This window comes from Massilia sp. KIM (assembly GCF_002007115.1).
Lineage (GTDB): Bacteria > Pseudomonadota > Gammaproteobacteria > Burkholderiales > Burkholderiaceae_D > Telluria.
Map to the genome: position 1 here is coordinate 2337992 of NZ_MVAD01000001.1, position 25153 is coordinate 2363144.

Annotated in this window: 19 protein-coding genes; 11 read left to right on the forward strand and 8 right to left on the reverse strand. The window is 68.1% G+C overall.

The features are described from left to right. The first annotated feature begins 113 nt into the window (after positions 1–113). From B0920_RS10180 to B0920_RS10195, 4 genes are all read left to right on the forward strand, one after another. Positions 114–1139, forward strand: a complete 1026-nt coding sequence (locus B0920_RS10180; RefSeq protein ID WP_078032384.1) for a hypothetical protein — start codon at positions 114–116, stop codon at positions 1137–1139. 228 nt (positions 1140–1367) lie between these two features. Further along, positions 1368–3368, forward strand: a complete 2001-nt coding sequence (locus B0920_RS10185; RefSeq protein WP_078032385.1) for a BACON domain-containing protein — start codon at positions 1368–1370, stop codon at positions 3366–3368. 59 nt (positions 3369–3427) lie between these two features. Then, positions 3428–4318 carry an alpha/beta fold hydrolase gene (locus B0920_RS10190; protein WP_229455342.1) on the forward strand — a complete coding sequence of 297 codons (891 nt, stop codon included), beginning with the start codon at positions 3428–3430 and terminating at the stop codon, positions 4316–4318. 547 nt (positions 4319–4865) lie between these two features. Beyond that, complete coding sequence (locus tag B0920_RS10195; protein WP_078032386.1) at positions 4866–5057, forward strand: hypothetical protein; 192 nt, start codon at positions 4866–4868, stop codon at positions 5055–5057. A gap of 125 nt (positions 5058–5182) precedes the next feature. On the opposite strand, the gene B0920_RS10200 is transcribed toward B0920_RS10195, so the two are convergent. Next, a complete protein-coding gene (locus B0920_RS10200; protein WP_078032387.1) occupies positions 5183–6910 on the reverse strand; it encodes a methyl-accepting chemotaxis protein in 1728 nt (575 codons plus the stop codon). A 264-nt stretch (positions 6911–7174) separates the two neighbouring features. Between B0920_RS10200 and B0920_RS10205 the strand changes: the two genes are divergently transcribed. From B0920_RS10205 to B0920_RS10220, 4 genes are all read left to right on the forward strand, one after another. Next, positions 7175–8575, forward strand: coding sequence for an L-cystine transporter (locus B0920_RS10205; RefSeq protein WP_078032388.1), 1401 nt, complete (start codon positions 7175–7177; stop codon positions 8573–8575). 154 nt (positions 8576–8729) lie between these two features. Continuing rightward, on the forward strand, positions 8730–9494 hold the full coding sequence (locus tag B0920_RS10210) for a histidine phosphatase family protein (protein ID WP_078032389.1): 765 nt from the start codon (positions 8730–8732) through the stop codon (positions 9492–9494). A gap of 10 nt (positions 9495–9504) precedes the next feature. Then, entirely contained in the window at positions 9505–10506 is a 1002-nt protein-coding gene (locus B0920_RS10215) for an NAD(P)H-hydrate dehydratase (RefSeq protein ID WP_078032390.1), read from the forward strand. Positions 10507–10751: 245 nt separating this feature from the next. Continuing rightward, entirely contained in the window at positions 10752–11198 is a 447-nt protein-coding gene (locus tag B0920_RS10220; protein ID WP_078032391.1) for a hypothetical protein, read from the forward strand. A 671-nt stretch (positions 11199–11869) separates the two neighbouring features. Here the strand turns inward: B0920_RS10220 and B0920_RS10225 are convergent. The 3 genes from B0920_RS10225 to B0920_RS10235 form a co-directional block, all read right to left on the reverse strand. Further along, on the reverse strand, positions 11870–15079 hold the full coding sequence (locus B0920_RS10225) for an efflux RND transporter permease subunit (RefSeq protein WP_078032392.1): 3210 nt from the start codon (positions 15077–15079) through the stop codon (positions 11870–11872). Positions 15080–15083: 4 nt separating this feature from the next. Beyond that, positions 15084–16217: an efflux RND transporter periplasmic adaptor subunit gene (locus B0920_RS10230; RefSeq protein ID WP_078032393.1), complete on the reverse strand. Its 1134-nt coding sequence runs from the start codon at positions 16215–16217 to the stop codon at positions 15084–15086. A 278-nt stretch (positions 16218–16495) separates the two neighbouring features. Continuing rightward, complete coding sequence (locus B0920_RS10235) at positions 16496–16915, reverse strand: divergent PAP2 family protein (protein ID WP_078032394.1); 420 nt, start codon at positions 16913–16915, stop codon at positions 16496–16498. A 144-nt stretch (positions 16916–17059) separates the two neighbouring features. On the opposite strand from B0920_RS10235, the gene B0920_RS10240 reads away from it, so the two are divergent. Both B0920_RS10240 and B0920_RS10245 read left to right on the forward strand, forming a co-directional pair. Further along, the gene (locus B0920_RS10240; RefSeq protein ID WP_078032395.1) at positions 17060–18112 is read left to right on the forward strand and encodes a DUF475 domain-containing protein; all 1053 of its coding nucleotides are present in this window, start codon (positions 17060–17062) and stop codon (positions 18110–18112) included. A 96-nt stretch (positions 18113–18208) separates the two neighbouring features. Next, positions 18209–18619 (forward strand): hypothetical protein, encoded by a 411-nt coding sequence (locus B0920_RS10245; protein ID WP_373887880.1) that lies wholly within the window; start codon positions 18209–18211, stop codon positions 18617–18619. Positions 18620–19026: 407 nt separating this feature from the next. On the opposite strand, the gene B0920_RS10255 is transcribed toward B0920_RS10245, so the two are convergent. From B0920_RS10255 to B0920_RS10265, 3 genes are all read right to left on the reverse strand, one after another. Then, entirely contained in the window at positions 19027–21396 is a 2370-nt protein-coding gene (locus tag B0920_RS10255) for a hypothetical protein (RefSeq protein WP_078032396.1), read from the reverse strand. Between the two features lie 108 nt (positions 21397–21504). Then, positions 21505–21993, reverse strand: coding sequence for an energy transducer TonB (locus B0920_RS10260; protein WP_078032397.1), 489 nt, complete (start codon positions 21991–21993; stop codon positions 21505–21507). 122 nt (positions 21994–22115) lie between these two features. Beyond that, positions 22116–23114, reverse strand: coding sequence for a serine/threonine protein kinase (locus B0920_RS10265; protein ID WP_078032398.1), 999 nt, complete (start codon positions 23112–23114; stop codon positions 22116–22118). Between the two features lie 104 nt (positions 23115–23218). Between B0920_RS10265 and B0920_RS10270 the strand changes: the two genes are divergently transcribed. Beyond that, positions 23219–23911, forward strand: coding sequence for a UPF0149 family protein (locus B0920_RS10270; RefSeq protein ID WP_078032399.1), 693 nt, complete (start codon positions 23219–23221; stop codon positions 23909–23911). 6 nt (positions 23912–23917) lie between these two features. Here B0920_RS10270 and B0920_RS10275 read toward each other — a convergent pair whose 3' ends face one another. After that, positions 23918–25066 (reverse strand): HPP family protein, encoded by a 1149-nt coding sequence (locus tag B0920_RS10275; RefSeq protein ID WP_267873364.1) that lies wholly within the window; start codon positions 25064–25066, stop codon positions 23918–23920. Positions 25067–25153: the final 87 nt, after the last annotated feature.

A 25153-nucleotide genomic window follows, 5' to 3' on the forward strand; every position in this document is an offset into this window, starting at 1 on the left:
CGTCGCCCCGCCCCACCGTCGGCCCGGGTTGCCGATCTCGTCTATGATAACGGTCGCGCCGGCGCCCGGCCGGCCCCAGGCTCCTGGTTTTTTTCCTTATTTCGCATCCCTTCATGTTCCGCTACTTCATCCTTGGCGCCGTGCTGGTCTCGAACACGGCTTTCGCCCAGCCCAACGCTCCCGCGCCCCGCGCCAACTGGGCGGTCGCCCGTGCCGGCGACCAGGTCTACACCTTCTACGGTCTCGGCCCCGGCAAGACCCATGCCGATATCGCCCGCGACGTCCATGCCCTCGACCTGAAGAACGGGCGCTGGCGCCGGGTGGGCGAGATCCCGGTCCCCGAAGGCCGCCTGGCGGCCGCGGCGCTGACCGTGGGCGGCAAGGTCTACCTGATCGGCGGCTACACCGTCTCGCCGCGCGGCGAGGAGGTGTCCACGCCGGAAATCCTGCGCTTCCTTCCCTCCAGCGGCGGCTTCGAACAGGAAAGCCGCATGCCGGTGCCGGTCGACGACAGCGTGGCCCTGCCCTGGCGCGAGCGCTGGATCGTGCTGGTCAGCGGCTGGCACGACAAGGGCAATGTGGCGGACGTGCAGATCTACGATACCGAGACCCGCCAATGGCTGCGGGCCACGCCCTACCCCGGCACGCCGGTCTTCGGTCACGCGGGCGGCCTGGTCGGCGATACCCTGGTGGTCTGCGACGGCGTGAGCGCCGCCAAGGGCGCCGACGGCAAGAACGTGTTCGCGATGGCCGACGAATGCTGGCAGGGCAAGCTAGATCCGCAGCAGCCTGCCAGCATCGTCTGGCAGCGCCTGCCCGCGCATCCGGGGCCGCCCCTCTACCGCGCCGGCGCGGTCGGCGACGCCGGCCGCATCCTGTTCGCGGGCGGCAGCCCGCGCGCCTACAACTACAACGGCATCGGCTACGACAAGCTGCCGGCCCAGCCCTCGGATGCGGTGTTCAGCTTCGATCCGGCGCGCGGCCTGTGGCAGTCCCATGCGCCCTTGCCGGAAGCCGGCATGGACTTTCGCGGCCTCATTCCCTTGGGCGGCCAGGAATACGGGCTGTTCGGCGGCATGCGCGCCGGCCAGCAGGTCAGCGCTGGCGTGATCCGCTTCCGCCTGCATGGGGCACGCTGAGCCGACTTGCCCTGCCGCGCCCGCCCCGCGCATGCAGGGCGGGTGACGGCGGGGCTGCGAGCGCAGGGGCAGCGCGCCATACCGTTGTTAATTAGTTGTATGTCCGAAATATTTGTGGACCAGAGCACAATGCTATCGATAAACTGGTAGCTTTTTGTCCACTCCTTCGGCCGCTCTGACGGTTCCGCTCGCCTCGCTTCCATGTCCTCTTCTTTCCGTACTCTTTTCTTGCGCTGGCCTTCGGTCCTGGCGCTTTCTCTCACACTGAGCCTGGCCGCCTGCGGCGGCGGTAGTGGCGGCGCCGGCGGCGCCGGCGGCAACGGCTCCGCCGGTTCCACCCCGACCGGCGATGCCGTCAGCTTCTCGCCCGCCACCCTGAGCGGAACCGCGATGGCCGGCGAAGCCAAGCAGCTCATGCTGACCGCCACCGTCAAGCGCCCCGCCGACTTCGCCAACGCCAGCGGCGTCTACGCGGTGATCCAGGACAGCACCGGCGTGATCTCCACCCAGGTGCAACTCGGCCAGATCTCGGCCACCTCCTACCAGGTGATCCTGCAGACCTCGCCCACGGTGGCTTTCGGCCGCTACAGCGGCAACTTCACGGTGATGCTGTGCCGCGACCCCGGCTGCAGCACCCAGTTCCCCGGTTCCCCGGTCGCCCTGCCCTTCGACATCACGATCAGCGCGCCGCCGCTGGGCGCCACCGCCAGCGGCAATACGGATCCGACCGTCAACGCCGGCAAGCTCGAGCCGGCCACGGCCAGCATCGCGATCGCCGGCCCCGGCCTGAAATGGACCGCCAGCAGCAAGGCCGGCTGGATCAAGCTCAGCCCCGCAAGCGGCACCGGCCCCGCCACCGTCAACCTGAGCTACCACGCCGATGGCCTGGCGCCCGGCCTGTACACCGATACCGTCCAGATCACCACCGCCGACGGCCAGAGCAAGTCGGTGCCGGTGTCGCTGGGCGTCGCCCCGCACAAGCTGATCGCGCTCGAAACCGGCGTGGCCTTCACCGCCACCCCGGGCTGGTCGCGCCTGAGCCGCAGCGTTCCGATCCGCGACAACCTGGGCGGCAGCGTGGCCTGGACCGCCCAGTCCGACCAGCCCTGGCTGGACGTCACCCCGAGCGGCACCACCGGCGGCGCGCTGAACCTTTCGGCCCGTCCCGAATCGCTGCCGGCCAATACCATCAGCTACGCCACCGTCACCCTGCGCTCCTCCGCGCCAAGCATCAGCCGCGCCGAAACCATCCGCGTCGCGCTGTGGAAGGGCAGCGCCACGCCCTCGGCCGTCACCTCCTTCGATCAGGCCTACCAGCGCGTCATTGCCGATCCGCTACGCCCCTACGTCTATGCCCACGCGGGCGAATCGACGATCGACGTCTACCACGTCTACACCGGCCGCAAGCTGGGCGCCCTGTCGGCGCCGGGCGCGGCCTTCCGCACCATGGCGGTGGCGCCCGACGGCGGCCGCCTGTACGCCCATGACAACAACGCCGGCGTGGTGCAGGTGTTCGACCTGGCGACCTTCGCCAAGGTCGACAGCTGGCCGGCCTACAAGGACAACAACATCGACGAGCCGGCGCGCGACATGATCGTGGCCCGGCCTGACGGCGTGCAGGTGCTCATGATCGGCGGCGGCGGCGCCTGGGTGGCGGCGACCGGCAAGCGCCTCGACAGCGGCTACATCGACGCCTCGCTGAGCGCCACCGCCGACGGCCGCATGCTGTATACCCAGAACACCGGCTTCAGCCCCTCGACCGTGGAAGCCTACCGGATGGCCTTCCGCGACGTCGGCGACGGCGTCCTGAGCCTGAGCAAGCAGCCCTACGACATCTTCAGCCCCAATGTGCGCTCGCGCTCGAACGGCCAGGATATCGCCATCACCCCCGACGGCAGCCGCCTCTACATCGCCAACGGCTCGCCCTACCGCTGCGGGATGCTCGACACCGTGACGCTCGAAGACAGCGGCAGCCTGGCCGGCGGTAGCGCCTATCCCAACAACATCAAGGTGGCCAGCGACGGCCGCGTGGTTTGCGGCATCTCCGGCGTCTACGAGCCGGAAGATGTTTGGGTGCATCGCCCCGACGGCAGCATCCAGGCCAGCTTCAAGCTGGCCAGCTACGCACGCAACATCCTCACCGCTCAGATGGTGGTATCGGGCGACGGCATGATGCTCATCGCGATCACCAACGACCCGCGCCTGGTCCTCGCCCCGGTCGGTCCATGAGCGCATGAGGCGGATGCACCTCGTAGGGTAGATGGGGGCGCGCCGGGGCCGGCGCTAACATGGCATTTTTTTTCAGCGCCGCCCCCGCCATGCCCGCCATTCTCACGCTCTTCGCCACCCTGCTGTCCCTCCTGGTTTCCTTCGCCGCGGCACCCGCCCTGGCGCAAACCCCGCGCTGGGAAACCTTGCCGCTGCCAGCGCCCCTGCCCGCGCTGGCGCGGGAAGGCCGCGTCGAACGCGGCGGCGCGAGCATCTGGTTCGGCGAGATCGGCAAGGGCAAGCCGATCATCCTGCTGCACGGCGGCCGCGCCAGCAGCCTCGGCTGGGGCAATCAGGTCGATCCCCTGGTGAAGGCCGGACGCCGCGTGATCCTGGTCGACAGCCGAGGCCACGGCCGCAGCACGCTCGGTCCCCAGGCCCTCTCCTACGAGCTGATGGCTGACGACGTGCTGGCGGTGATGGACAGCCTGAAGCTGCGCCAGGCCGATGTCGCAGGCTGGAGCGACGGCGCCAACATCGGCCTGATCATCGCGATGCGGCATCCGCGGCGCGTCGGGAAGGTCTTCGCGCTGGGACCGAACATGAATGCGCGTTTCATCACGCCGCCGGTCGCCTCGCCCATCCTGCCGCTGGTCGGCCCGCGCCTGGCCAGCGACTACGCCAGCATCGCGCCGGACCCGAGCCGGTTCGAGGCCCTGAGCGCCGCCGTGCGCGCCATGCAGTCCGGCGAACCCGACTACACCGACGCCCAGCTCGCCGCCATCCGCGGTGGGCACGTCGCGATCGTGGCGCCCGACCATGACGAATTCATCAGCCGCGCGCACTCCGCCTACCTGGCGGCCACCATCCCTGGCGCCCAACTCGTGGTATTGCAGGATGTCAGCCATTTCGCCCCCTGGCAGGACCCTGCCGGCGTGAACGCCGCCCTGTTCGATTTCCTGCGCCGCTGAAGAGGGGCGCACTGCGCCGGAGAGGCCCGGCGCCTGAGCGTGGCGCGTTTGCCACACCGGTTTGACACAAGTCGACAAACTGCGGTTTTTTTTCGCGAATTTCCCTAGGGCATCTTCCGTATCTCGTTCCGCGTGCTAGGATGGACCGAACACTCCCCATGACATGGCGCCGCGCCTAACGTGCGCCTCTTGCCTTTGGACGAGTGGGATGTAAAATGCATAACACCCGAGCGCCAGCGCCAGTGTGTCGCTGCTGCTGTGCTGCCGGGCCGTCGAACCGTAGCTGAGAACTGGCACCGCATGTCACGCATTCATTCGCATCACCCCGCCCGGCGCCCGACGCGCGCCCTGGCGCGTCGACATGCCGGTCACCTCCATATCGCTAGCTACCCTGCCGTCCACGGCGGGCAGGCCCAGGCCCGGAATGCCTGAGCCCGGCGAGCGCCATCCGCGCCTTCGCCGGGCCCGCTCCACGCGCACCGAATCACGGCGCCTGCGCGCCACGAACCCTGCCAGTCTCCAACCGAGACGGCAACCAGGAGAGAACATGGAAACCGAACACCTCGAACGTCAACACGCGCATATCCATACCGCGACCGTGGACCGCAGCGATCCGCGCGCGCCGCGCCGCACCTTTGCCAAGGGTATCGTCGACAGCGGCCGCCGCCTGCGCCAGCGGGTCACCGTCGCGGCCGGACTGTGCATCGGCCTCGCGGCCCTCGTCATCGCCTTCGAGTAACAGCACGCGCCGCCTCGCGCGGCCGCCCCGACTGCCCGCCCTGCCCGGCCGTCCGGGCGCGCGCGGCCGCAAAAACGACAACGCCAACCCGTGGGTTGGCGTTCTTCATTGTGGCGCGCGCCGGCTCAGAATTCTTCCCATCCCTCCGAAGCGGTTGCGGCCTCGGCCTTCGGAGGCTTGCGCGGCGCCGCGGCCGCAGCCGCCGTCGTGGCGCGCGCCGGCCTGGCCGGCTTGGCCGGCCTGGCGGTCAGCGCCACCGCCGTGCCGGCCGGGGCCGGGGCCGCGCGCCGTGGCGCCGCCTGCACCATGCCGTCGAGCTTGAAGGTGCCCACGGTCTGGGCCAGTTCGCGGGCCTCTTCCTGCAGCGACTGGGCCGCGGCCGAGGCCTGCTCGACCAGGGCGGCGTTCTGCTGGGTCACCTGGTCCATCTGGGTGACCGCGCTGTTGATCTGCTCGATGCCGGCGGTCTGCTCCTGGCTGGCGGCCGTGATCTCGGCCATGATGTCGGTCACCCTGCCCACGCTCTGCACGATCTCGGCCATCGTCGCGCCGGCCTGGTCCACCAGGGCCGAGCCGTGATGCACCTTCTCGACCGAGTCGTCGATCAGGGCCTTGATCTCCTTGGCGGCCGCGGCGCTGCGCTGGGCCAACGATCGTACCTCGCCCGCCACCACCGCGAAGCCGCGGCCCTGCTCGCCAGCGCGGGCCGCTTCCACCGCCGCGTTCAAGGCCAGGATATTGGTCTGGAAGGCGATGCCGTCGATCACCGCGATGATGTCCACGATGCGGGTGGCCGAGGCGTTGATCGCGCCCATGGTCTGCACCACCTGCTCCACCACCGCGCCACCCTTGCCCGCCACTTCCGAGGCCGAGGTGGCCAGGGCGTTGGCCTGGCGCGCGTTGTCGGCGTTCTGCTTGACGGTGCTGGTCAGCTCTTCCATCGAGGACGCGGTCTCTTCCAGCGACCCGGCCTGCTGCTCGGTGCGCGAAGACAGGTCGAGGTTGCCCGCCGCGATCTGGCCGGAGGCGGTGGCGATGGTGTCGGTGCCGTCGCGCACCCGGCTCACGATGCGCACCAGCGAATCGTTCATGTCCTTCAGGGCCTGCAGCAGGCGGCCCGTCTCGTCCCGCGCGTCGACCTCGATGCGCTGGGTCAGGTCGCCAGCGGCGACGGCGCCGGCGATCGCCACCGCTTTCTCGATCGGCACGACGATGGCGCGCACCAGCACGACGCCCAGCACCGCCGCCATCACCAGGCCCAGGACCAGGCCAGCCAGGCAGACCATGCGCACCAGCTCGAAGGTCGATTGCGAGCGCTCGTACTCCGCCTTGGCCTCGGCCTGCAGCAGGTCCACCAGTTTCCTGCCCTGCTCCTGCATGGGCTTGAACAGCTTGACCATCGGGCCGGTCAGCAGTTGCTGCGCGGTCGCATTGTCATTGGCGCGGACGGCGGCCACGGCGGGGCGCAGGCCCTGGGCCAGGAAGGCCTTGCGCGATTCGGTGAAGGCGTCCGCAAGGGCCCGCTCCTCGCTGCTCAGCTGACCCGCCTTGTACTCGTCCCAGAACCTGGTGATCTGGGCGGCGTTGGCGTCGACCTCGGCCATCAGGCTGGTGCGCAGCGCGGCGTCCTCGACGAGCACGGCCTTGGCCACGTTCAACTGGTTGGTGGTGATCAGCTGCACCACGTTCCCGACTTGGCCGAGCGACATCAGGCGCTTGTCGTACATCTGCTTGAGTTCGGTATTCGCGATGCCGAGGTTGTAGATGCCGATGATCGCGCCGGCAATCAGTTCGAGGGCCAGGAAGCCGATGACGAAGATGAGACGCGACTTGATGCTCAGATTTTTTAACATGGCGTAGGTGGATGTTCTGGATCCATTTTGTTCAAGAAGGTTCATTGAATTATAGAAACGAGAATTCCGGTTGGGGCCCTTGGAAATGTTTCCTTTGCGATATACCTGATGTATTGCTATCGTTTCGTCGCTGCGCTGCAACAACGGCCCCCGCTGTCGGAAACGAACGGCGCATCGGGTCAGCAAGACTGTGGCAAGAGCGGTAACAGCAGTTTGCCTATAGAATGCTGCGATTGTTCTGTAGTGCTATAAAACATCGACAACATGACCCTGCCGCTGATCCTCAACCTGGCCATCGCCTTCCTCGTCTGCCTCCTGTTGTGGCGCATGCAGGTCGCCCACGTCTCCTTCACCAAGCGGGTGCTGGCCGGCCTAGGCCTGGGTGTGCTGCTCGGCGCCGGCCTGCAGGCGGTGTACGGCACGCCCTCGCCCGAGATCGCGGCCACCAATGCCTGGCTCGACGTGCTGGGCAGCGGCTACGTGAAGCTGCTGCAGATGATCGTCATCCCCCTGATCATGGTCTCGATCGTCCAGGCCATCCTCAAGCTGCGCACCGCCGGCGCGCTCGGGAAGATCAGCTTCCTCACCATCGGCATCCTGCTCGTCACCACCGTGGTCGCGGCCGCGATCGGCGTCCTGATGGCGCGCCTCTTCGACCTGTCCGCCGTGGGCCTGACCGCCTCGGCGGCCGAGGTGGCGCGTGGCGAGTACCTGCAGGGCAACCTGGCGGCGGCGAAGGAGATTTCGCTGCCCTCGATGCTGCTGTCCTTCATCCCGGCCAATCCCTTCCTCGACATGACCGGCGCACGCAAGACCTCGACCATCGCCGTGGTCGTGTTCTCGATCTTCATCGGCATCTCGGCCACCGGCATCGCCGGCAAGAAGCCCGAGGTGTTCGCCTCCTTCAGCCAGTTCGTGCACGTGGCCCACGTGATCGTGATGCGCATGGTGACCCTCGTGCTGCGCCTGACCCCGTTCGGCGTGTTCGCGCTGATGGCGAAGGTGGTGGCCGGCTCCAGCCTCGACACCATCCTCAACCTGCTCGGCTTCGTGGTCGCCTCCTACTGCGCGCTGGCCCTGATGTTCTGCGTCCACCTCCTGATGGTCGGCGCGGCCGGCTTCAATCCACGCCGCTACCTGACCAAGATCTTCCCGGTGCTGGCCTTCGCCTTCACCTCGCGCACCAGCGCCGGCGCGATCCCGATGAGCGTGGCGACCCAGACCGCGCGCCTGGGCACGCCGGAAGGCGTGGCCAACTTCGCCGCCTCCTTCGGCGCCACCATCGGCCAGAACGGCTGCGCCGGCATCTACCCGGCCATGCTGGCGGTGATGATCGCGCCCACGGTCGGCATCGATCCGATGTCCGCCTCCTTCCTGCTGCCGCTGCTGGCGGTGATCGCCTTCGGCTCGATCGGCGTGGCCGGGGTCGGCGGCGGCGCCACCTTCGCGGCCCTGATTGTGCTGTCGGCGATGGACCTGCCGGTGGCGCTGGCCGGCCTCCTGATCTCGGTCGAACCGCTGATCGACATGGGCCGCACCGCGCTCAATGTGAGCGGCTCGATCGCGGCCGGCACGGTCACCAGCCGGGTCCTCGGCGAGACCGACATGCGGGTGTTTCATAGCGACGCGGAAATCAATCTGGACAGCGAAGAACAAGCGGTCTAGAAACTGCTGAGCACGCATAAGTGCTTGTTTTCAATAGGATGTAAGAGCAGGCCGACATCGTGAAGAGCCTGTCTGGAAAGGCCGCAATCGTGCGCTGACGCGCCGCAGAATCCGTCTATGATGACGCCATGTCAATATCAACGACGGGCTGGTGATGGAACAAAAGTGGCCGCAGGAAATCTGGCTGGTCAGGCATGGACAGAGCGCCGGCAATGTCGCGCGTGAGCTGGCGGAAGCCGCCGCCGGCCATCACATCGACATCGCCGAACGCGACGTCGACGTGCCCCTGTCCGAGCTGGGCATGCGCCAGTCCGAGGCCCTGGCGTCGTGGTTCGCCGCGCTGCCGCCGCAGCAGCGGCCCAACGTGGTCCTGCACTCTCCCTACCGGCGCGCGCGCGAAACCGCCGACATCCTGCTGCAGCGCCTGGAGCGCGGCCGCATGCTCGAGGTGCAGGCCGACGAGCGCCTGCGCGAAAAGGAATTCGGCATCCTCGACCGCCTCACGACGCACGGCATCGCCCACCATTATCCCGACCTGTATGAGCAGCGCCGCCACGTCGGCAAGTTCTATTTCCGCCCGCCGGGCGGCGAGAGCTGGTGCGACGTGATCCTGCGCCTGCGCAGCGTGATGGATACCATGGAACGCGAGTTCTGCCGCGAGCGCGTGCTGATCGTCGCCCACCAGGTGACGGTGAACTGCTTCCGATACCTGTTCGAGCACCTGGATGAGGCCACCATCCTCGAACACGACCGTGCCGGCGACGTGCCCAACTGCTCGGTCACCTCGTACAGCTTCGACCCGGCCGCCGGCAAGCGCGGCGACCTGGTGCTACGCCTGGTCAACTTCGTCGCCCCGCTGGAAGCCGCAGGGACCCCGATCACCGCCGGCAAGGACCTGCCCGCCGCACCGAAGGCATGAGGCCATTCCCATGGATCCGACCGTTCGCGCCCTCGCCGTGCACGACATCGACGCCGCCCTGCTGGCGCGCTGGCCCCTGCCCTGGCCCGACGCCGAGGGCGACAAGGAATTGCGCGGCCACGTGCTGGTGCTGGGCGGCTCGTCCGAGATGCCGGGCGCCGTCATCCTCGCGGCCACGGCCGCGCTGCGCGCCGGCGCCGGCAAGCTGACCGTGGCCACCGGGGCCAGCGTGGCCCAGCTGGTGGCACTGGCCATGCCCGAGTCGCGCGTGATCGCGCTCGAGGAGCACGCCAGCGACGGCTTCAGCCTCGACGCCGTCGCGCGCCTGGATCCGCTGGCCGAGCGCATCGACGCCATCCTGATCGGGCCGGGCATGCGCGACGAGCCCTGCACGGCCAGGCTGGTGCACGCCCTGCTGCCGCGCATGGACGCGGCGAGGGTCGGCGTCGTGCTGGACGCCTGCGCCATGGGCGCGCTGCGCCATCCGCCGCCCGGCTGGCCGCCCGGGCGTCCCTACCGGTTCGAGCGCCCGGTGGTGCTGACCCCGCACGCCGGCGAGATGGCCCACCTGACCGGCGCTGACAAGGCCGACATCGTGGCGCATCCCGACCCGCTGGCCCTGGCCTGCGCGCGCGACTGGAACGCGGTGCTGGCGCTCAAGGGCGCGCGCACGGTGGTCGCCGCGCCCGACGGCAGCTTCTGGCAGCACGAAGGCGCGGGCAACATCGGCCTGGCCATCTCCGGCTCGGGCGACGTGCTGGCGGGCATCATCGCCGGGCTGGTGGCGCGCGGCGCGCCGCTGGAACAGGCGACCTGCTGGGGCGTGGCCCTGCACGCGCGCGCCGGCGACCGCCTGGCCGAGCGCATGGGCACGCTTGGATACCTGGCGCGGGAAATTTCGCAGGAAATTCCCGCGCTGCTGGAACAGACCGGCGGGCAAACCGCCGCCGGCGACAAGACCATCCGGCCAGTGCCGGGAGGGCAGGAGGCGGCGCCTGGCGTCGTCTCCTGACGAGTTCCGCATGCGGTAGTGCGGAAAAAGCAGAAGTGTGCAATCCGGCGAACTGGCCGCCTGGCGGTCAGTCTAAATTCCACGCTGGATTCGTGCACTGACCGGGGCCGCGTATTGCGTCGGTTCCCTGATGGTTCCACCGCCGGGCATGTCGCCCATGGAGGAACTGAACTGGCGCCGTTGTCCCTCCAGCGCCTCACCTGGAGGCTTCGGCACAAGATAGACGTGAACGAGGAGTATAAACAATGAAAGCTTTGACCAAGGCACCAAAAATCCTGCTGACTGCAGCTCTCCTGGCTACCATGCTGGGCGCCTGCAAGAAGAACGACACCGCTGGTACCGCTGGCGACACCTCGGCGACTTCGCCGAGCTCGACCTCGGGCACCGCCGGCACCACGGGTGACACCGGCACCGGCGCCACCGGCACCGGCACCACCGGCGCGACCGGCGACATGGGCACTGGCGCCACCGGCACGACTGGCACCACCGGCACCACCGGCACCGATGCCACCGGCACCGGCGCAACTGGCACTGGCGCAACCGGCACCGGCACCGACGCTACCGGCACGGGCACTGGCACTGGCACCGGTACTGGCACTGGCACCGGGACTGGCACCGGCACCTCGGGCAGCTCGGGCACCGGCACCACCGGCTCGGGCACCGGCACCACCGGCGGCACCACCGGCGGCTAAGCCGCCGAACGCAAACGGGCGGGGCCTGCCCTTGCTGGCCCCGCCACCGCGTTCCCCGAACGCGTCTGCGTGTTTCTCACCCGACAGGGTCGATTGCCAGTCCGGCAGGGCTGGCTTTGGGCCGAGGTTCGGGTTTTTGGCGTTGGACGTCGGCGCTTGATTGAAATGGGTCGTCACGTCGGCGCACCGGCGCATCGGCGCATCGGCGCATCGCCGCATCGCCGCATCGCCGCATCGGCGCGTCCGGCATCGACAGCGCCTGCATTCACGCTCTACAAAACAACGTCATTCCGGCGAAGGCCGGAATCCAAGTTTCCTCGCGTTGCAACCAACTTCAAACGCAGTCGGTACGCGACGAACTTGGATTCCGGCCTTCGCCGGAATGACGTTGGTGGGGTTCGCCGCAGGAGCAAGCGGCGTGACTTCGGTTGCTTGCCCCCCCTGTGTTTTCCCTCTCCCCTAGTGCTCTTCCTTCTTCCTGCTACTCACCGCAAAACCTAGGCTCTTCCTTCTTCCTGCTCCTCACAGCAAAACCTAGGCACTTCCTTCTTCCTGCTCCTCACCGCAGAACCTAGGCTCTTCCTTCTTCCTGCTCCTCACAGAAAAAAAAGCGGCCAGCCCGCAGGCTGGCCGTCCGGAAAACGACAGGCGGGCCGGAGCCCGCCTGGGCATCATGCGGGCTGAGGCGTGCCGCGGCCGCGGCCGGTCGCCATGCCGACCAGGCGCATGATCATGCGGAACACGAAGCGCACCATGACGATGGTCAGGACCGCCTCGACGAAGGTCATGATGAAGGCGAAGGCCGGGTTCATGCGCTCGGCGCGGCGGCCGAACTTGGCCAGCATGCGGTCGCGCGCGATCTCGATGCTGTCATAGAAGGTCGGCACCACCAGCAGGGTCAGGAAGGTCGAGGTGATCGTCCCGCCGATGATCGCGATCGCCAGCGGCTGGTAGAACTGGCCGGCATCGCCCAGGGCCAGCGCCACCGGCAGCATGCCGGCGATCAGCGCGAAGGTCGTCATCAGGATAGGACGCAGACGCTTGCGGCCCGCTTGCATCAGCGCTTCCTCGCGGTCCATGCCCTCCTTCTCCAGCGCGCGGGCGGCGTCCAGCAGCAGGATCGCATTCTTGGCCACCAGGCCCATCAGCATGATGACGCCAATCAGGCTCATCAGGTTGAGGGTGTTCTTGGTCAGCATCAGGGCCAGCACCACGCCGATCAGCGACAGCGGCAGCGACAGCATCACGCCCATCGGCGCCGTGAAGGAACCGAACTGCATCACCAGGATCAGGTACATCAGGCCGATGCCCGAAACCAGGGCGATGCCCATCTCGGTGAACACTTCCTGCTGGTCTTCACCGGCGCCGCCCAGCGACAGGCCATAGCCCGGCGGGAAGTCGAAGCTGCGCGCCAGCTTGAGCGCGTCGGCGGTCACTTCGCCCGGCGAACGGCCCTCGGCGTTGGCCGACACGGTGATCATGCGCTCGCCGTTCTTGTGGCGGATCGCCGACGGGCCCTTGCCCATGGTGATGCTGGCGATCTGCTCCAGCGGCACCATCATGCCGGTGCCCGACACCGCGATCGGCAGGCGCTCGATGCTGTCGGTGTTGACGCGGTCGTCCGGGTGCAGGCGCACCGCGACGTCGCGGGTCTCGCTGCTCGGGTCGACCCAGTCGCCGACCTCGATGCCGGCGAAGGCCACGCGCAGCGACTGGGCGGCGTCGTTGATCGAGATGCCCATCGCATTGGCCAGGCCACGGTCGAGCACGATCTGCAGCTCGTTCTTCGGATCCTGCTCCGACAGGGTGACGTCGACCGCGCCCGGCACTTCGGCGCGCAGGCGCTCCATGTAGGCATTGGTCAGTTCCATCAGCTTGCGCGAATCCGGGCCCATGAACTCGATCTGCACCGGCTTGCCGTTGCCGTTCAGGTCGTCGATCACGGTGTACTCGGCGCCCACCAGGCGGCTCACGCGCTGGCGCAGGTCGGCGGCGATCTCGGCGGCGCCGCGCTTGCGGGTGCTGCGCTTGCCGATGTCGACGTAGACACGGCCGCCGCTCAGGTTGACGTTGCTGTTGGTGTCCTCGGTCTCGGGGATCTGGCGCGCCAGCTCGGCGGCCGCCTCGACCTTGCGGCGCGAGTATTCCAGGCTCGACGAGGCCGGGGTGCGCACTTCGACCATGATGGTGCCGTAGTCAGATTTCGGCAGGAAGCTCGAACCGCCGAACTTGGCGTGCAGCACGATCGCGCCCACGAAGCTGGCGACGGCGATCGCGGCCATCCACTTGCGGTGGTGCAGCGCCCAGGCGATCACGTTGCCGTAGCGGTCGGCCTGGTGGTCGAACCAGTGGTTGAAGCGGTCCAGCGCCTTGCCGATGCCCTTCTTGGGCGCGTTGTGGTGGCCCGGCGGGTCGCCCCAGTAGGCCGACAGCATCGGGTCGAGGGTGAAGGAAATGAACAGCGACACGATCACCGAGCAGGTCACGGTCAGGGCGAAGGGCGCGAACCACTCGCCCGAGATGCCCGGCATGAAGGCCACCGGAATGAACACGGCCATGATCGAGAAGGTGGTCGCGGCCACGGCCATGCCGATCTCGGCGGTGCCTTCGAGGGCCGCGGTGCGGCGGTCGGAACCCAGTTCCATGTGACGCACGATGTTTTCACGCACCACAATCGCATCGTCGATCAGCACGCCGATCGCCAGCGACAGGCCCAGCAGGGTCATGAAGTTCAGGGTGAAACCGCACAGCCAGACGGCGATGAAGGCGGCCAGCACCGAGGTCGGCAGCGAGAGCGCGGTGATCAGGGTCGAACGCCAGGAATTCAGGAAGGCGTACACCACGAAGATGGTCAGGATCGCGCCCAGCACCAGGGCCTCGATCACGTTGTTCAGGCTGCTCTGGGCGTCTTCGCCGCCGTCGCGCACCACTTCCAGCTCGGTGCCCTTGGGCAGTTCCTTGTTGGCTTCCTTGACCACCTCGTGGACCTTCTTGGCCAGCGACACGGTCGAGGCGTCGCGCGACCGCGAGATCTGCAGGCCGACGTTCGGCTTGCCGCTGCGCATGGACAGGCTGTTGATGTCGGCGTAGCCGTCACGGATCTCGGCGACCTGGTTCAGGCGCACGATCTGGTCGCCGTTGCGCTTGACCACCACCTGGGAAAAGTCTTCCGGACGCTCGATGCGGCCGACCAGGCGGATGCCCTTCTCGTCCAGCTCGCTACGCAGCTTGCCCACCGGGGCGTTGGTGTTCTGGGTGCGCAGGGCGTTGGTGACGTCGGCCACCGACACGTTGAATTCGCGCAGCTTTTCGGCGCGCAGCAGGACCGACAGTTCGCGGCGCAGGGCGCCGTTGACGTTCACGGTCGAGACACCGTCGATGGCGCGGAACTTGTCGGCCAGCACGTCCTCGGCATAGCGCGAGATCTCGGCGTGGCTCTGGGTGCTGGACGACAGGGCCAGCGACATCACCGGCTCGGCCGAGGGGTCGATGCGGCGCAGGATAGGCTCGCGCATCTCGACCGGCAGCTTGTAGCGCACCGCCGCGATGGCGTTGCGCACGTCGTCCGAGGCTTCGATCAGGTTGCGGTTGAAGTCGAATTCCATCCAGATCGAAGCGCCGCCTTCGTAGGAGTTGGAATTGACTTCGGTCACGCCCTGGATCGCCTGCATCTGCTTTTCCAGGCGGTTGGTGATCTCGCGCTCAGAGGTCTCGGGCGAGGCGCCCGGATACGGGATGTCGACCACGATGATCGGCACCTCGACGTCCGGGTTCTGGTTGACCTTCAGCTTGGACAGGGCCAGCAGGCCGAAGGCCATCATCGCCACGATCATGACGACCGTCGCGACCGGGTTCTTGACACTGAAATTGGAGAGGAACATGTTCTTATTTTCCTTGTACCGGAGCGGCGCTGGCGACGCGCGCCGAGGCCAGGTCGACCTTCTGGCCGTCCTTCAGGTTCGAGGTCGGCGAGCGCAGCACGACGTCGCCGGCGGCCAGGCCCTGCTTGACTTCGAAGTTGCCGGTGCGCTGGTCGCGCGCGCCGATCACCAGGTCGACCTTGCTCAGGGTCTTGTCCTTGACGCGCCAGGTATAGGTCTTGTCGCCGGCCTTCACCAGGGCCGCCTCGGGCAGCATCAGGGCCGCGCTCGAGACCGCGTCGACGCGGCCTTCGGCGTACAGGCCGGCCACTTTCGGCTGGGCCTTGTCGGCGAACTCGACCAGCACCTCGACCTGGCGGGTCACGGCGTTGGCGGCCGGGTCGATGCGCTTGACGACGCCGGCGAACTGCTGCTCGCCGTAGCCGTTGACGCGGAAGTTGACCTTCTGGCCGACCTTCACGGTGGCGATCGAGTCGGCCGAGACGCGGCCCTCGAAGCGCATGCTGTTCGGGTCGATGACCTTGACCAGTTCCTTGCCGATGTTGGCGGTGTCGCCGTTGGATACCTTGCGGTCCGAGACGATGCCGTCGAAGGGCGCGCGCACCACGGTGCGCGCCAGTTGCTGGCGGGCGCTGGCGACGCGGCTCTTGGCGGCCGACAGCTCGCTGAGGGCGTTGTTGCGCGCCATTTCGGCGTCGTCCAGGGCCTTCACCGAGGTCATGCCCGAGGCGCGCAGGGTTTTCAGGCGCTCGAGCTGGCGGTTGGCCTGCTCCAGCGACAGGTTGGCGGCGCGCTGGGCCTCCTCGGCCGACAGCATGGTGTCGCGGATCGCGGTTTCGTCCAGGCGCACCAGCACGTCGCCGCGGCGCACCGGCTCGCCGTTCTCCTTGAGCACCTGGAGCACGATGGCCGAGACCTCGGCGCGCAGGTCGGCGCGGCGCTCGGGCTGGATCGAACCGGTGATCACCGGACCCGAGGAAATCGAGTCGGTCTGGACGGTGAGCACGTCCTCCGGGGCCACGGTGAGCTGCGTGGGCTTGTTGTCCTTCGCCTGGGCTCCGGGGCCCTTGGCGGGTTCCTTGCCGCAGGCAACGAGCGCCGAAGCGATGGCTAGAACGAGTAGTGGTTTGCGCAGCATGTTGTGGTTCTCCGGAAATGGACTCGGTAAGCTTTGTAAAAATTAGAATATATACAGCCAGCGCGCAGTATTCAGGAGTGCCCCTCCCCCGTCAATTGACGAACCTGCGACTTGCGGAATTCGTGGGATGAAATGCGTTTTTTGGCGATGAGCTGCATTCCAGCCCGCTTGAAACGACCCCGGTTTTACCCCTTGGCGGACGGTTTTCGGACAGCCGGACGTCCGCCCGGCCCCTCCCCCACCCGCTTGTCTCCTCGGTTCTCCCCGGAGGGCTTGCCTCAGCCGCCCAGGACGGCGTTGATCAGGAAGCCCATGCCGATGCCGGTGGCGATGCCGCCGCCGATCTCGACCAGGGTATGGCCCATGCGCTCGCGCAGGATCACGTAGTCGGTCTTGCCCTCATGCAGGCGATTGATGGCCACCGCGTGGCGTCCCACGTGCTGGCGCAGGCTGTTGGCGTCGATCATCACGATGAAGGCCAGGGTCACCGCCACCCCGAACGCCGGATGGCCCATCCCCTCGCGCAGGGCGATCAGGGTGGCCATGCTGGTCACGACCGAGCTGTGATTGCTCGGAAAGCCCCCGTTCCCGACCAGGTTGAACGCCCAGCGGCGCTGGCGTGCGCTGGTGATGAGAAACTTGATCGGACCGACCACCATCCAGGTCAGTACCGGGGTCACGAGGTAGATAAATTCCATAAATTTCCAGATAACGAATTTCGTGCGAAAATGCCACGCGGAATTATCTCAGATGCAAGCCTCCGCGGCGACCTTCCGATGCGCCTGCGTTGTGTCTGGAGCAGTAATATTCCTCTACTCGAACAACACAGACAAGGGGATCCAATGCAGCATTTCCGGTGGTCGATCATCGTCACGGTGGTCCTGATGGCAGTGGCCGGCTGGTGGGGCTTCGAGCGCAATGGGATGGCAGGTCTGCTCCAGGCGCTATGGATCACCGCCATTCTCGGCGTACTGGAAGTGTCGCTTTCCTTCGACAATGCCGTCGTCAATGCGTCTGTTCTGCGCAACTGGAACGAGTTCTGGCGCAAGCTTTTCCTTACCGTCGGCATTCTGGTGGCCGTGTTCGGCATGCGCCTGCTCTTCCCCCTGGTCATCGTCGCGGTCGCCACCGGCCTGGGCCTGCTCGACGTCTGGCAGATGGCCCTGAATACCCCGGATGAATATTCGCGTCACCTGACCGAGCACCACGCCGAGGTTGCGGCCTTCGGCGGCGCCTTCCTGGCCCTGGTCTTCCTGAACTTCCTGTTCGACGAGGAAAAGGAATTGCACTGGCTCGGCTGGATCGAGGAAAAGGTCGGCAAGTACGGCAGCGAGGGCCTGGCCATCCTGCTGACCCTGCTCGGCGTGCTGTTCTCGATGAGCCTGATGCCGGAGGCGCGCAAGCTGGCGGTGCTGCTGGCCGGCGTGGTGGGGGTCCTGATCTACATCGGCGTGCAATGGCTGAGCGGCCTGCTCGAGAGCAAGGAAGAAGATCCCACGGTCGGGACCATGATCTCCCAGGGCAGCATCGGCGGCTTCCTGTATCTGGAAGTCTTGGACGCCTCGTTCAGCTTCGACGGCGTGATCGGCGCCTTCGCCATCACCACCGACGTGGTCATCATCATGCTGGGCCTGGCGATCGGCGCCATGTTCGTGCGCTCGATGACCGTGTTCCTGGTCTATAAAGGCACCTTGCAGCAGTTCGTGTTCCTGGAGCATGGGGCGCACTATGCGATCGGCATCCTGGCCATGATCATGTTCGCCAGCGTGCACTACCACATCCCGGAGTGGTTCACGGGGCTGTCGGGCCTGGCCTTCATCATGGTGTCGCTGTGGTCCTCGGTCCGCTACCGGCGCCGCATGGAAGCCGAGGAACTCGCCCACCCGGCCGGCTGACGCGCACGTTTGGTGTCCGCGCTCGTCCATGGCAGAATGGGCGCGGCAACCATGCTGCCATCCTGACAATCCTTACTGGACCTTCGTATTTCGACCATGACCATGCCCAAGCGCGCTACCGCCATCCTGCTGTCCGTCATCGCCACCCTGCTCGTGCTGTTCGCGCTCTACACCTGGTTCACCCTGAGCTGGTCGTATTCGGAAGGCGAGCGCGCCGGCTACCTGCAGAAATTCTCCAAGAAGGGCTGGCTGTGCAAGACCTGGGAAGGCGAGATTTTGCTGTCGAGCATGCCGGGGGCGATTCCGGAGCGCTTTGCGTTCACTGTGCGGGAAGAGGCGGTGGTCAAGCAGTTGCAGAACGCGATCGGGCAGCGGGTGCAGATCACGTATGAACAGCACCGTGGGGTGCCGACCAGCTGCTTTGGGGAAACCGAGTATTTCGCGACCAAGGCCTCGACCGGACCCGTGAATCCGGTGTCGCCGAGCGAGGCGCCGGCGGCGCAGTAAGCCGACCGTTAGGGTGCGGTCGGCAGTCGGCAGTCCGCAGTCCGTAGTCCGCAGTCCGCAGTCCGCAGTCCGCAGTCAGCAGTCAGCAGTCAGCAGTCAGCAGTCAGCAGTCCGCAGTCGGCAGTCCGCAGTCGGCAGTCCGCAGTCAACAGTAAACATTCGCCACCAGCCCCAAAACCGTCATTCCGGCGAAGGCCGGAATCCAAGTTTGCGTGCGGGGCCACTTCGGCGTCCTTTAGCTCTGTGCGAAGAAACTTGGATTCCGGCCTTCGCCGGAATGACGGTTTTGGGGCTGGTGGAATGACGGGTTAAAGCCGGTGGAATGACGGGTTAAAGCCGGTGGAGTGACGGACTAAAGCTGGCGAAATGATGTTGAATCAGCACTGGCCAGCCCGCCCGTCGCCGCCCTACTCCTTGAACCCGCGCTGCTGCGCGATCGCATCCGCCAGCCGGGCCGCCGCCTCGGTCGCCGAGGACGGCGCCGACGGTTGCTTCAGGCGCCCCAGCACTTCGCGCGTCAGGTCGGCCGACACCGAACGGTAGCTCGCCTCCTGCTTGCGCTCGCCGATGGTGCGCTGAGTCGCCGCCAGTTCAGCCGCCTGCTCCTCATGGTGCTTGCTCTCCAAGTTCAACAGATGCTTGCGCGCATCGGCCATCTGGCGGGTCGCCTGGGCCGCCTTGCGCTGCATCTCGGCATGCGCCTGCGCGTGCTCGAGCAAGGCGCGCTGGGCCTCGCGCTTCTCCACCGCCGCCTGCATCGCCGCCGCTTCGGCCAGCTCACGCTCGCGCGCGATCCTGGCCTGCTCTTCCTCGGCGCGGGCGCGCGCCTCGGCCGCCTGGGCGGCGGCATGCTCCGAGGCCAGGCGCGCGGCCGCCGCCTCGTTGGCGCGGGTGTCGGCCTGGGCCTGCTGGCGCTGGGCCGCCAGCTTGCGCTCGACCAGGGCCAGCGATTCGCGCGCAGCCTGGGTCGCGGCGCGCTCGGCCACGATCGCTTCCTCGGTCACCTCTTGCTGGCGCCGCTCGACCTCGGCCCGCTCGGCCTGGGCCTGGGCCAGTTCTGCCGCCCGGCGCGCCTGTTCCTGCTGGGCGCCGGCGGCCTCCTCGGCCTGCTCGGCTTCCTCGATCGCTGCGCGTGCCTGGGCCTGCTGGGCTTCCCAGGCCGCGCGGCCGGCCGCCTCCAGCCGACGCTCGGCGTCCAACTGGATGCGCAATTGCTCGGACGCCTCCGTTTCATGCTGCATCCGAACCCGGGCCGTCTCGGCCAGCTCCCGTTCCAGCGCCAGCTTCTCCTGCAACTGGGCCAGGGCCGCTTCCTCGGCCTGGGCGCGCTCGCGCTCTGCCTCGGCCAGGCGCACGGCTTCCTCCGCGCGGCGGGCGGCGGCATCGGCCGCCTGGCGCTGCAGATCCGCCTGCTCGGCCAGGGCGGCCACCGCCGCCGCTTCGGCCGCGTTGGCGGCCGCGCGCGCGTCAAGCTCGGCCTGGATGTGGGCTTCGCGTTCCTCTGCCAGCGCGCGCTGGCGCCGTTCTTCCTCGGCCTGGCGCTGGGCCGCCCGCGATGCGGCCTCGTCCGCCGCGGCGCGCTCGCGCGCGGCCTGGGCGGCCAGCTCCTCGGCTTCCAACCGGGCCTGCGCCTGCTGGCTGGCTTCTTCCTCGGCGCGCGCGCGGTCCTCGGACACCTCGCGCAGCTTGCGGTCGGCTTCGATGCGCGCCTCGGTCGCGGCCAGGATGCGCGTTTCGGCCTCGCGCCGGGCCTCGGCGCTGGCGGCGGCCATCTGCTCCAGGCGCTCGCGGTGGGTGGCGGCGTCGCGCAATTCCTTTTCGGTCTGCAGGCGCATGCGCAGCGACTGGGCCGCCACGCGTTCGGATTCGGCCTGGGCCAGCGCGATCGCCTCGCGCTCCTGTTCGATATGGGCCAGGGCGCGCGCCTCTTCCAGCGCGCGCGCCTCGGCCGCTGCACGCGCGAAGGCCGAGGCCAGGGCAACCTGATCGGCGCGCTCGCGCTGCAGGGTCAGTTCGAGGGCCTCGGCCTCGGCCTGGGCCAGCTTCTCGGCAGTGGCGCGGGCGGCGCGCTCGGCACGCTCGCGCTCGCGCGCCAGGATTGCCACCCGGGCGTCGGCGCTGGCGTTGTGCAGGACCTCTTCCGTGGCCGCTTCCACCGCCGCCATGCGCTCGGCCGCCTGCAGGCGCGCCTGCTCGGTCTGGGCCAGCAGCTCGTCGGCCGCGCGCGCGGCCTTGGCGGCCAGCTCGTTCTCGGCCTCGATGTGCTGGGTGGCGCGGCGCCGCGCCTCTTCCTCGGAACGGGAGCGTGCCTCGGCGGCAAGGCGGATCTCGGTCTCGGTGCGGACCCGTTCACGCAGTTCGGCGGTTTCCTGGCGGATCGCTTCGAGCCGCTCGGCCGAAGCCTGGGCGGCCGCGCGCAGGGATTCCAGGCGGTCGCGGTTGGCCGCGATCGCCTCTTCCGAAGCCTGGGCATTGGCCAGCGCCGCCGCCGCGGCGGCGGCGTCCATCGCGGCGCGCTCTTCGGCCAGGGTGCGGGCGCGGTTCTCGGCATGGGCGCGGCTCTCGGCCGCCACGTTGGCCTTGGCCTCGGCTTCCACCCGCGCGATCGCTTCCTGGATCTCGCGCATCTCGAGCGGCCCCCTCCTTGCTGCTGCCTGGGGCGCCCCCTGGGCCGGCGCGGGCTCGGCCGGCGCATCCGGCGCGGGCGCCGGGCTGGCGGCGTGCGACAGGTCGATCAAAAAGTCGGCATCGTCAGGTTTGGGAGTGAGGGGTTCCATGGTCTTTCTCGCAGCGGTCCCGGAGGCGGGAGGGGTCCCGGCCATTATCCGGGAAATCTCCCGCGCGTGCCACGCGGAACTGGACCGGGAAAACGCCCCAGTTCTTCCTTACAACGACCAGTCGCCGTCGAACAGATACTGCTGGGCGCAGGGCTGGCCCTTGCAGCGCGCCGGCTTGTAGCGCTCGTTCATCATGACCGAAGCGACGTACCGGGTAACGCGCTCGTCCGGGGTGGCGTAGACCTGGGCAGAGGTGGCCTTACCCTCGGCATTGACCTCCACGATGATGCGCACGTGACCGTGCACGCGCATGAGGTCGCTGGCCTTGACGAAGGCGTTCCAGATCTTCTTGGTGCCGTTGAGCGGATACGGAGGCTCGTCCCCCGGCCCCATGGATTCGTAGGGCGCCATGATCTCGGCCTGCTGCTCGCGGCTGAGCTTTTCCCAGGGCTGATCGAAGGGAATGGAGGACTTGGCGCCGGCGACGCGCATGCGCGAGCCGGTGGGCGGGGTGTCGCGTTTCAGTTCGTATTCGGTCTGCTGGGCCTGCGCCAGACCGCAGGCCGCCAGCAGCATGAAAGTGATGATGGTGCGCATGGGCCTCCCGTAAAAGCCGCCACCTTAACAGGGGCATAGCCATTCGAGATACGCGGATCCTCACCTTTGCATGCAAACATGCGCATTGCATGAGCGCCGTAGCGCAAGCGACACGCTGTAGGCTAGACCGGCCACAGCGGCGGCTCGTCCATCAGCGCCACCTGCTCGCGCAACTCGAGGATACGGTCTTGCCAATAACGTTGCGTATTAAACCAAGGAAAAGCCGCCGGGAAAGCGGGATCGTCCCAGCGCGCCGCCAGCCAGGCCGAGTAATGGATCAGGCGCAGGGTACGCAGGGCCTCGACCAGGTAGAGCTGGCGCGGGTGGAACTCGCAGAAGTCCTCGTAGCCGGCCAGCACATCGCTCATCTGGCCCACCATCTCCTGGCGCTCGCCCGAGAGCAGCATCCACAGATCCTGGACCGCCGGGCCCATGCGGCTGTCGTCGAAGTCGACGAAGTGCGGGCCGTCGTCGGTCCAGAGCACGTTGCCGCCGTGGCAGTCGCCGTGCAGGCGCAGCAGGGGCAGCTCGCCGGCCCGCTCGTAGCAGCGCGCCACGCCATCCAGGGCCTGCTCGGCCACGCTGCACCAGGTCGCCTTCAGCTCGGGCGGCAGGAAGTCGCGTTCGCGCAGCCACTCGTAGGGCGTGCGGCCGAAGCTGGCCGGATCGAGCGCCGGCCGCTGGGTGAAGGGCCGCACCGCGCCGACCGCATGAATGCGGCCGATGAAGCGGCCGATCCATTCCAGCACCCGGGGGTCGCCCAGCTCAGGCGCGCGCCCGCCGCGGCGCGGGAAGACCGCGAAACGAAAGCCGGCGTGGGTGTGCAGGCTGGCGCCGGCGATCGTCAGGGCCGGCACCACCGGCACCTCGGCCGCTTCCAGCTCGGCCACGAAGGCGTGTTCCTCGAGGATGGCGGCATCGCTCCAGCGTTCGGGACGGTAGAACTTGACGACCACCGGCGGCCCCTCCTCCATGCCCACCTGGTAGACCCGGTTCTCATAGCTGTTGAGCGCCAGCAGGCGGCCGTCGCCGTACAGGCCGACGCTTTCCAGCGCCTCCAGCACTAGTTGCGGATCGAGACGCGAGAAAGGATGAGAAGCAAGGGAATCGGGTTTGTCCATGCACGCATTGTAAGCGGCGGCGAGCGAACGTGCCGGGCACGATTTTTCCGCCGCCGCGGGCCGCAGGCGTTACACTGGCGGCTTCAACGCAACAAGAGTCCCCCATGCATCTCGAACAACCCCTTTCCGACAAAGAGTTCGACGAACTCGACCGTTTCCTGCTGTCCGACCGCTGCGCCGACGACGCGATGACGATGGACACCCTGCACGGCTACCTGACCGCCATCGCCATCGGCCCCGAATCCATCATGCCGGCCGAGTGGCTGCCGCGGGTCTGGGGCGAGGACGGCAAGAGCGCGCCCAAGTGGAAGAACGCCAAGGAAGAAGAACGCGTGATCAACCAGATCATGCGCTTCATGAACGAAATCCTGATCACCTTCGAGGTGGCGCCCAAGGATTTCGAGCCCTTGTTCGTTGAGCACGAGGTCGAGGGCAAGAGCCTGATCGACGCCGAGGCCTGGTGCTGGGGCTTTTGCGAGGGCATGGAACTGCGCCCGGGTTCCTGGGACGAGGTCTGGGAATCCGAGATCGGCGAGTTGATGCGTCCGCTCTACCTGCTGGGCGCCGACGAGATCGAAGAAGAGGAACTGGCCGAGGTCGAAGACCCCTTCAAGGCCCACCAGCTGGCGCTGCAGGTCGAAGCCAACCTGCCGGCCATCCACCGCTACTGGCTGACGCGCCGCAAGGCGCCGGTCGAGACCGTGCGCCGCGAGGAGCCCAAGGTCGGCCGCAACGACGACTGCCCCTGCGGCAGCGGCAAGAAGTACAAGAAGTGCTGCGGGGCCGAGAACGCCTGAGCGGCTTCAAGCCACCTGTTCCATCCCCAGGCCGTGCAGGGCCGCCAGCAGCTCGGCCGGCCCGGTCATGCCGGCCAGCCGGCCTTTCGCATCCACCACCGGCACCCGCGCCAGTCCGTGGCGCGCGGCCAGGGCCGCCGCCTCGGACGCCGGGCGCGCGGCGTCCACCGCCACCCCCGAGGTCATCAGGTCGCCCACGCAACGGCCGGCGCGCTTGCCGCCCAGGGACGCCAGCGCCAGCCGGGCGCGCGCGCCCATGCTGCGCGCCTCGCTTTCCGAGGCCGCGCGCAGCAGCTGGCTCTGGGTCAGCAGGCCCAGCAGGCGGCCTTCGCGGTCCACCACCGGCAGCGCCGGCACCCCATGCCTGAGCAGCTGTTCTCGCGCCGTCTCCAGGCTTTGCTCGGGCGCCAGGCGCGCCACCGGCGGCGAGGCCACTTCGCCCGCACACAGGCCGCGCGCCCGGCGCCCGGCTGCATGCTGCTCGACCTCGCTGACGATGGTCGCCAGGTCGGCCCGGCTGACGTCGAGCGCTTCGCCGAACTGCTCCAGGGCGGCGTCGATGTCCTCGTCGGCCACCGTCGAAGGCTGGGCCGGCGCGTGCGCGTGGTGGGCGCCGGTGAGGCGGTTGTAGGCCAGCGCCGCCGCCGTCAGCAGCACCGCGTTCAGCCCGACCGGCGCCAGCGCGAAGGCAAAACCGGCCTCTTGCACGGCGGCCCCGCCCAGCACCGCGGTCATGGCCACCGCCCCGCCCGGCGGGTGGAGACAGCGCAGCAGGAACATCGCCACGATCGACAGGCCGCCGGCCAGCGGCGCCGCCAGCATCGTGTCCGGCACCAGCTGGGCGCAGGCGACGCCGGTCAAAGCCGAGACCATGCTGCCGCCGATCACCGGCCAGGGCTGGGCCAGCGGGCTGGCCGGCACGCAGAACAGCAGCACGGCCGAGGCGGCCATCGGGGCGATCAGCCAGGCGATGTGGGCGCCGGGCGCGGCATAGGTCAGGGCCAGCTGGCTCAGCACGCCGGACAGGAGCAGGCCCAGCAGCGCGCCGAAGGCGGCGCGCGCCTGGCCCTGCGGCGGCAAGGCGACGGGATGCGGCGGAGGACGGCGCAGGCGGCGGAGGAAGTCGTCGAGCATCGCGCAAATGATGGATGTCAAAGGTTTCTATTACATCATATTTGCACATACTTGGTGCGGACTCGTCCAATTCGGTGCAGGATGCTCCGGACAGGTGCGCGCATGGCT

Coding starts and splice junctions, on each gene's coding strand:
- B0920_RS10235 (WP_078032394.1), bottom strand. CDS start 16,915: ATGGAATTTATCTACCTCGTGACCCCGGTACTGACCTGGATGGTGGTC.
- B0920_RS10255 (WP_078032396.1), bottom strand. CDS start 21,396: ATGGAACCCCTCACTCCCAAACCTGACGATGCCGACTTTTTGATCGAC.
- B0920_RS10210 (WP_078032389.1), top strand. CDS start 8,730: ATGGAACAAAAGTGGCCGCAGGAAATCTGGCTGGTCAGGCATGGACAG.
- B0920_RS10240 (WP_078032395.1), top strand. CDS start 17,060: ATGCAGCATTTCCGGTGGTCGATCATCGTCACGGTGGTCCTGATGGCA.
- B0920_RS10230 (WP_078032393.1), bottom strand. CDS start 16,217: ATGCTGCGCAAACCACTACTCGTTCTAGCCATCGCTTCGGCGCTCGTT.
- B0920_RS10215 (WP_078032390.1), top strand. CDS start 9,505: ATGGATCCGACCGTTCGCGCCCTCGCCGTGCACGACATCGACGCCGCC.
- B0920_RS10265 (WP_078032398.1), bottom strand. CDS start 23,114: ATGGACAAACCCGATTCCCTTGCTTCTCATCCTTTCTCGCGTCTCGAT.
- B0920_RS10260 (WP_078032397.1), bottom strand. CDS start 21,993: ATGCGCACCATCATCACTTTCATGCTGCTGGCGGCCTGCGGTCTGGCG.
- B0920_RS10195 (WP_078032386.1), top strand. CDS start 4,866: ATGGAAACCGAACACCTCGAACGTCAACACGCGCATATCCATACCGCG.
- B0920_RS10270 (WP_078032399.1), top strand. CDS start 23,219: ATGCATCTCGAACAACCCCTTTCCGACAAAGAGTTCGACGAACTCGAC.
- B0920_RS10245 (WP_373887880.1), top strand. CDS start 18,209: ATGACCATGCCCAAGCGCGCTACCGCCATCCTGCTGTCCGTCATCGCC.
- B0920_RS10220 (WP_078032391.1), top strand. CDS start 10,752: ATGAAAGCTTTGACCAAGGCACCAAAAATCCTGCTGACTGCAGCTCTC.
- B0920_RS10205 (WP_078032388.1), top strand. CDS start 7,175: ATGACCCTGCCGCTGATCCTCAACCTGGCCATCGCCTTCCTCGTCTGC.
- B0920_RS10190 (WP_229455342.1), top strand. CDS start 3,428: ATGGCATTTTTTTTCAGCGCCGCCCCCGCCATGCCCGCCATTCTCACG.
- B0920_RS10200 (WP_078032387.1), bottom strand. CDS start 6,910: ATGTTAAAAAATCTGAGCATCAAGTCGCGTCTCATCTTCGTCATCGGC.
- B0920_RS10225 (WP_078032392.1), bottom strand. CDS start 15,079: ATGTTCCTCTCCAATTTCAGTGTCAAGAACCCGGTCGCGACGGTCGTC.
- B0920_RS10180 (WP_078032384.1), top strand. CDS start 114: ATGTTCCGCTACTTCATCCTTGGCGCCGTGCTGGTCTCGAACACGGCT.